Raw genomic sequence first — 7,038 nt, forward strand, 5'->3', positions numbered from 1 at the left:
ATTGGGTAATAGGGAATTGGGAATGGGTAACTGTCAACTGTTTTAAGATTGAGATTCTAACCAATCAAAAATTCTTTCTAATTGCTCTATATCAACTAAACCGTACTGCCAAAGTAGCATTGGCAATGGTCCTTTATCTAACCTGCTTTTTCGCACTGCTACAGAAATATCACAACTAGTAAGTAAAAGCTCCTTTTTTAAAAACTTGATAAATTCTCTATCGCTGTAAGGTGTTAGCATCATCTAAAAAGAAACCTCTTTTATAAAGAGAAGAAACAGGGCTTAATTTAACTGATAATTTTTATAGTAAATGGAAGCCTTGTTACCTACCTTTTATATCTCAGGAAACCTTAATAGATAAACTTTTATTTTCCTAGATTGTTTCTATATAATTAAAGACTGAGAAACTAAGTAGGTACAAAGTTTTCAAAGTTGCCAACATCTTTCCAACCAATCAATTAATGACAATCGAGATGCGGTAAATTGAATTACAGTAGAGCGAAGCAAAATTGCCGCCATCGTGTTATTTATTTGTACCTGTAAAGAACCATCTGACAAACAAGAACAAGGAATGTTCAACTCTTGTAAGCGGTGGTAGATTTGCCAGCGTTGGGAGTGTGGAATCTGCACAATTTGATGCAGAACATTAGAACTTGATGGTAGTAACATTATTAGCGTTTCTTAGTGAAAAGTTCCTTTTCTTATATTTTGCACTTTACGCATAATTAACTACAGAATAAAAAATATAAATAAAAATATAACTAACGTAAAACTGTAAATATTTTTAGTCGATTTTAATGGGGTTTGCAACCCCCGGCGGGTAAGAAGGAAGTCAAACAATTAGTAATTATGTCGATGAGAGGTTTCTACAGTGCAAGATATAAATTTTGGAATGCATTAAACCAATCAGCAATTAACCTCATTCACCGATGGTAAATTGTTAATTACAATCTGCTTTTTCTGCTTATATCAGATGGTATTATCAATACTTGTTTTGTGACTATCAATTGGATTTATTTAATTTTATTAAATTTGTACTCACTAATCTTTTATCTTTATAATGACTCGGTTTCGTTTTTTCTTTGGGGTATGGGGACTAGTATTTATGGTAAATGGTTCTAGTATTTTACAGGTCAAGGTTCAATTATTAATGTACTCGGTGTTAAAATTTTGTGTAGCAATAATTTGAGGCAATTTTACCCAGAAAAATGTGAATTAAAAAACAACATCAAACTGTACTCAAAAACTTAGATAATCAAGTTAATATAATACATTTTTGTATATGTAGTTACTAGTTATCTTAGGTAAAAATAATCAGTTACACTTAGATTCTATTGGCTTAACTCTAACAATGAGAGAAATTTACGAGGATGTAATCAATAGACATTTCCGGAAATTAAATATCCTTCAATCAAACCCTTGTAGAGACACAAGGATTCGCGTCTCTACATTCTTTTTCGGAAATGTCTAATGTTTAAAATTAGGAACAATTTATCGCAATTTTACCTTTAGCTCGTTCACTTTCACTATAAAGATGAGCCGCTGCTAATTCTTGTAAAGGATAGGTGCAGTCAATAACCACTCGCAATTTACCCGTTTCAATCAACTCGTTGAGGTAAAGTAAATCAGCTGTGTTGGGTTGAGCGAGGATAAATTTAGCTTTTTGATTTCCAAATAAACTTGTGAATGCGATCGCCATTATATTTTGTAGATTCGGTAGAGTTGTAACATAAACTCCCTTAGATTTGAGAACTTTTTTACAATTATCAAATGTTTGCTTACCAACTGCATCCAGAATAATATCGTATTGCGTTTGATTTTGAGTAAAATCTTGTTGTGTATAGTCAATCAGAAAATCTGCCCCAAGGGACTTGACAAAATCTAGATTTTTAGCACTACAAATTCCTGTAACTTCTGTTCCTAAAGCTTTGGCAATTTGGACTGCAAAAATGCCTACTCCACCGGAAGCACCATTAATAAGTACACTTTGTCCTGACTGAATATTGGCTTTGTCTCGCAGTGATTGTAAAGCCGTGAGGGCTGCGACGGGTAAAGCTGCTGCTTCCTCAAAGCTGATATTTTTGGGTTTTACAGCAGCAACATTTTGCGGTACGGCTGCTAATTGAGCATAAGCACCACCGGGTACACCAAGGGAGCCATAAATTTCATCTCCCACTCGGAAATTAGATACTTGAGAACCGACTTCTAAAACAACTCCCGCTAAATCAAATCCCAGAATCATCGGAAACTTATTTCCTGTGATGATTTTCAACATTCCTTTACGAATCTTCCAATCAACCGGATTCACTGCCGCAGCATGAACTTTTACTAATAGTTCCCCAGGCTTGATTTTTGGTGCTTCCACCTCTTCATAGCGCAAAACATCAGCACTACCGTACTCCCGAATCACCATTGCTTTCATGATGTTTATCCTCGCACCCAAGTGGTTTATCTATAGTTTGACACGTCTGCTGCTTTGTCTGATGGGTTATCGGAATTATATACTTTTGAACGCAAAGGTATGCGCTGAGGGACGCTGAGTTTTTACTGGCAACGATAAAGATATTAGTGCAAACCTCTTTTATCAGTTGTAAATATTTTTTAACCGAGCAATTGCAATCAGAACCAGACTATGGGAATATAAGAACAAGGTGATACTTATAGCTAATTATTTTCATTAAGTCCAGGAGGAAAATCAACCTTAATTCCTTGTTTGTCTTGGTTTTTAGCCTTGCTCCCGAATGTGTGTAAAGCAAAAATTAAGAAAAGCTTATTTGCGTTTTCTGTGCAAAAAAAAAGTGATATGTTAGTTACACAATTGGATATTGCGATCGGCTGCACGGCTGCGCCGAACGCCATGGTTGATTTTTCAGTCTTTATATAAAGTGAGGGTTTCGAGTGCAGTGTAATGGTTTGTATTCCTCGCTAAAAAAGCGCCGAAACTCTTTGCAAGACTTGTGTTTAGCCGAGTGCAGCAATGCAAGTACCTCGTTACATAAATACTAGCCCCCCAGTGGAATAATACTAGTACTCCCACCCGGAATTTTTTTTTCAAAACTTCATAACCCTCTCACAGTCGAGCTTCTAAGTTTTGAGTGCAAAATTAATAAACCTAATAAATCTTAGCTGAAAGGATTTCAAACAGAACGAAAAAGCCACTGATATAACTTAGACATCGCCAAACACCTTCGCCGGTCAAATAAACCTTCGACACGGTTGGTGAGTGGAGGGATAGATAGCACCATGCCCTGTAAAATAGAAGTCGCGGCGGTAAAAGCTTGAAAAAGGTAGACTCTCGGTCATCTCAAGCGTTGACACACACCAGCCGAGAAGCTGGGATTCCACCCCCCGATTAACCCAGTTTTTCGGGTAAAGCCCAAACCAGTCGCGACTTCGATTCTTGGGTAAAAGCAGCCGCGATGGCATCTCCCACTTGGCATAATGTCCAGTGACAGAACGCAAAAAATGACATCACCGACTACTTCAACAGGAATCTTCACCCCTTCCGAGAGCGAACCTACAACTACACCCGCGAAAGCTAAAAAAGGTGGTTGTGGAAGTGGCTGCGACGACAAGAGCAGTACAAAAATAGAAATCGATGAAAGAACCAAAGAGCGGATTGCTAAACATCCGTGTTACAGCGAAGAAGCTCATCACCACTATGCAAGGATGCACGTTGCCGTTGCTCCTGCTTGCAACATTCAATGCAACTACTGTAACCGCAAATACGATTGTGCTAACGAAAGTCGTCCCGGAGTAGTTAGCGAATTACTCACGCCAGAGGAAGCAGCACAAAAAGTTCTCATCGTTGCAGGTAAAATTCCTCAGATGACAGTGTTGGGAATCGCAGGACCCGGCGACCCCTTAGCTAACCCAGAAAAGACTTTCCGCACCTTTGAGTTAATTAATTCCCAAGCACCAGACATTAAACTTTGTTTATCAACAAATGGTTTGATGCTACCGGACTACGTAGACCGGATTAAGGAATTAAATGTTGACCATGTAACTATTACAATTAACATGGTTGACCCGGAAATCGGAGCCAAAATTTATCCTTGGGTTCACTATAAGCGCAAGCGTTACAGAGGAATTGAAGCAGCCAGAATTCTCCATGAAAGACAGATGGAAGGTTTAGAAATGCTGCGAGAAGCAGATATTCTGTGCAAAGTCAACTCTGTATTGATTCCCGGAATTAATGACCATCACCTTCCAGAGGTAAATAAAGCTATCCGCGAACGAGGTGCATTTATTCACAATATTATGCCCTTGATTAGCGCTCCAGAACACGGTACTCACTTTGGATTAAACGGACAACGCGGTCCCACTTCCAAAGAATTGAAAGAAGTACAAGACAAATGTTCTGGTAACATGAAAATGATGCGTCATTGCCGTCAATGTCGTGCAGACGCAGTAGGATTATTAGGAGAAGACCGTTCTCAAGAATTTACTAAAGATAAATTCATGGAAATGGCTCCCGAATACAATTTAGAACAGCGTCAAGAAGTTCACAAAGGCATTGAAAAAGCTCAAGAAGAACTTGAAGCGGCTAAACAAGAACTTGAGGTCTTCGACTTAGAACTTACCGGCGAAAAGATGCTTTTAGCGGTAGCAACTAAAGGTGGTGGGTTAGTTAACCAACACTTTGGACACGCTAAAGAATTTCAAATTTATGAAGTAGATGGTAGAAAAGTTGAATTTATCGGACATCGTAAAGTAGACCATTTCTGCCAAGGCGGATACGGTGAAGAAGCAACTTTAGAAAATATTATCAAAGCACTTTCTGATTGCCAAGCAGTATTGGTTTCTAAAATTGGGGACTGTCCTAAAGAAGAACTGCACAAAGCAGGAATACAAACTGTTGAAGCTTACGACGTAATTGATAAGGTTGCTTTAGAATTTTACAAGCAAGCAATTAGTCAATAGAGATTTTAGATTTTGGATAAAGCAATTTATATTGATTATTGAGGAAAACAAATCGTTCGTAGTGGGAGCAAGATCATATTTCTAAGGAGCAAGATGCTCCCACTGTACAAATCAAATAGAAAGAATATAAATTAATCTCAAATCCAAAATCTCAAATCTAAAATCATTCCATTACCCAGTGCCATTACCTCAAACAAAGAACATAAATATAAGGTAGAAAAAATGGCTTACAAAATTACTAACAACTGTATATCCTGCGATTTGTGTAAAACTGTCTGTCCTACTAACGCTATTAAAATAGTTGATGACCGTCCTTGGATAGACCCCGAACTGTGTAAAAATTGCGTTGATAGTATTTACTCAGTACCCCAATGTAAAGCAGGTTGTCCTACATTCGACGGCTGTATCAAAGTAACATCTGATTATTGGGAAAACTGGTTTAATACTTACAAAAATCTCAAAAACCAAGTCACTAATAAAACAAATAAAACAGATTACTGGGAAAACTGGTTTAACACTTATTCCCAAAAATACGCCGAGCAATTACAACAAAATTCACATCAAGCAGCATAAGAAGTAGTGAGGAGTTAGGAGTGAGGAGTTAAGAATTAAAAGTTAGTACCACCGGAGTTGTTGTAGAGACGTAGCAGTGCTACGTCTGTACGGGAGTTAGTACCACCGGAGTTAGAAGTTAATAAGAATTATCTATTTCCTATTTCCTATTCCCTATTCCCTACTCCCTACTCCCTATTCCCTATTAAAAATATCGTAAAAGAAACACCATTAATTCTGAAGTATTCAATAGAGAAATTAAAAGCAATGCAAAAAGACTGTATTTACTTAGATAATAATGCTACTACCAAGGTTGACCCGGAAGTTATAGAGGCAATGTTGCCTTACCTAAGCGACCATTATGGCAATCCTTCTAGTATGCATACTTTTGGGGGACAAGTCGGTAAAGCGGTAAAACAAGCTAGAGAAAGCGTTGCAACCCTTCTTGGTGCCGAACCTTCAGAAATTGTGTTTAATAGTGGTGGAACGGAAGGAGATAACGCTGCTATTCGGGCTGCACTTCAAGCACAACCGGACAAAAAACACATTATTACTACCCAGGTAGAACATCCAGCGGTACTTAATCTTTGCAAACAACTACAAAAGCAGGGTTACAGAGTCACTTATCTTTCGGTAAATCGTCAGGGACAGTTGGATTTAGAGGAATTAGAAGCCGCACTCACTCACGAAACCGCTTTGGTAAGCGTGATGTACGCTAATAACGAAACTGGGGTGATATTCCCGGTAGAGGAAGTTGGTAAGCTAGCTAAGAAATATGACGCACTCTTTCATGTGGATGGAGTCCAAGCTGTAGGGAAAATCCCCGTTAACATGAAAAACAGCACCGTTGATATGTTAGCTCTCTCCGGTCATAAAATTCATGCTCCCAAAGGAATTGGTGCATTATACGTGCGACGTGGAGTTAGATTCCGTCCCTCAGTTATTGGTGGAGGACAAGAACGTGGAAGACGTGCGGGAACTGAAAATGTACCCGGAATTGTAGCTTTAGGTAAAGCTGCCGAACTCGAACTCCTACATTTAAAATCGGCAGGTGAAAAACAAAAAACTTTACGCGATCGCCTAGAAAAAGCTATAATAGAAAGAATAGGGGAATGTGAAATCAATGGTGGCGCAACGCAGAGATTACCAAACACCACGAATATTGGTTTCAAATATATCGAAGGCGAAGCAATTTTACTATTACTCAATCAACACGGAATTTGTGCATCCAGCGGTTCCGCTTGTAGTTCCGGTTCCTTGGAACCTTCCCACATTTTACGGTCAATGGGAATACCCTACACTATTTTACACGGTTCCATTCGCTTTAGTCTTTCTCGTTACAATACAGATGCCGATATTGATGCGGTTTTAGCTGTACTACCAGGAATTGTCAGCCGTTTACGCGAGCTTTCACCTTTCAAAAACGATGATGCAGCTTGGCTCAAAAACCAAGAACAAGCATTAGCCCAACATTAAGAGTTAGTTGATGGTTGATAGTGGTTAGTTGATGGTGGTTAGTTGATGGTGGTTATTTATTTCACCCCCGAACCCCATCTCCTTGTC

6 protein-coding genes are annotated in these 7,038 nt (G+C 38.7%); 3 read left to right on the forward strand and 3 right to left on the reverse strand.

What is annotated here, in order from left to right; all coding sequences use genetic code 11:
- Window positions 1-42: 42 nt before the first annotated feature.
- The 3 genes from IQ247_RS03305 to IQ247_RS03315 all read right to left on the reverse strand — a co-directional run bounded on the left by IQ247_RS03305 (window position 43) and on the right by IQ247_RS03315 (window position 2,422).
- On the reverse strand, window positions 43-243 hold the full coding sequence (locus IQ247_RS03305; RefSeq protein WP_228059435.1) for a DUF2949 domain-containing protein: 201 nt from the start codon (window positions 241-243) through the stop codon (window positions 43-45).
- 183 nt (window positions 244-426) lie between these two features.
- On the reverse strand, window positions 427-669 hold the full coding sequence (locus IQ247_RS03310) for an Asr1405/Asl0597 family protein (protein WP_193917010.1): 243 nt from the start codon (window positions 667-669) through the stop codon (window positions 427-429).
- 811 nt (window positions 670-1,480) lie between these two features.
- Complete coding sequence (locus IQ247_RS03315) at window positions 1,481-2,422, reverse strand: NAD(P)-dependent alcohol dehydrogenase (RefSeq protein ID WP_193917012.1); 942 nt, start codon at window positions 2,420-2,422, stop codon at window positions 1,481-1,483.
- Window positions 2,423-3,465: 1,043 nt separating this feature from the next.
- Here IQ247_RS03315 and nifB point away from each other — a divergent pair.
- The 3 genes from nifB (at window position 3,466) to nifS (ending at window position 6,951) form a co-directional block, all read left to right on the forward strand.
- A complete protein-coding gene (nifB, locus tag IQ247_RS03320) occupies window positions 3,466-4,923 on the forward strand; it encodes a nitrogenase cofactor biosynthesis protein NifB (RefSeq protein WP_193917014.1) in 1,458 nt (485 codons plus the stop codon).
- Window positions 4,924-5,145: 222 nt separating this feature from the next.
- Window positions 5,146-5,496: a DUF362 domain-containing protein gene (locus IQ247_RS03325; RefSeq protein ID WP_193917016.1), complete on the forward strand. Its 351-nt coding sequence runs from the start codon at window positions 5,146-5,148 to the stop codon at window positions 5,494-5,496.
- Between the two features lie 246 nt (window positions 5,497-5,742).
- Window positions 5,743-6,951 (forward strand): cysteine desulfurase NifS, encoded by a 1,209-nt coding sequence (gene nifS, locus IQ247_RS03330; RefSeq protein ID WP_193917018.1) that lies wholly within the window; start codon window positions 5,743-5,745, stop codon window positions 6,949-6,951.
- Window positions 6,952-7,038: the final 87 nt, after the last annotated feature.

It is taken from the genome of Plectonema cf. radiosum LEGE 06105, assembly GCF_015207665.1.
In the GTDB taxonomy this organism is placed as follows: Bacteria; Cyanobacteriota; Cyanobacteriia; order Cyanobacteriales; family Nostocaceae; genus Rivularia; species Rivularia radiosa_A.

Bases quoted from the DNA above. Each gene is read 5' to 3' on its own strand.
- IQ247_RS03315 (WP_193917012.1), bottom strand. From the start codon at position 2,422: ATGAAAGCAATGGTGATTCGGGAGTACGGTAGTGCTGATGTTTTGCGC.
- IQ247_RS03325 (WP_193917016.1), top strand. From the start codon at position 5,146: ATGGCTTACAAAATTACTAACAACTGTATATCCTGCGATTTGTGTAAA.
- IQ247_RS03310 (WP_193917010.1), bottom strand. From the start codon at position 669: ATGTTACTACCATCAAGTTCTAATGTTCTGCATCAAATTGTGCAGATT.
- nifB (WP_193917014.1), top strand. From the start codon at position 3,466: ATGACATCACCGACTACTTCAACAGGAATCTTCACCCCTTCCGAGAGC.
- IQ247_RS03305 (WP_228059435.1), bottom strand. From the start codon at position 243: ATGATGCTAACACCTTACAGCGATAGAGAATTTATCAAGTTTTTAAAA.
- nifS (WP_193917018.1), top strand. From the start codon at position 5,743: ATGCAAAAAGACTGTATTTACTTAGATAATAATGCTACTACCAAGGTT.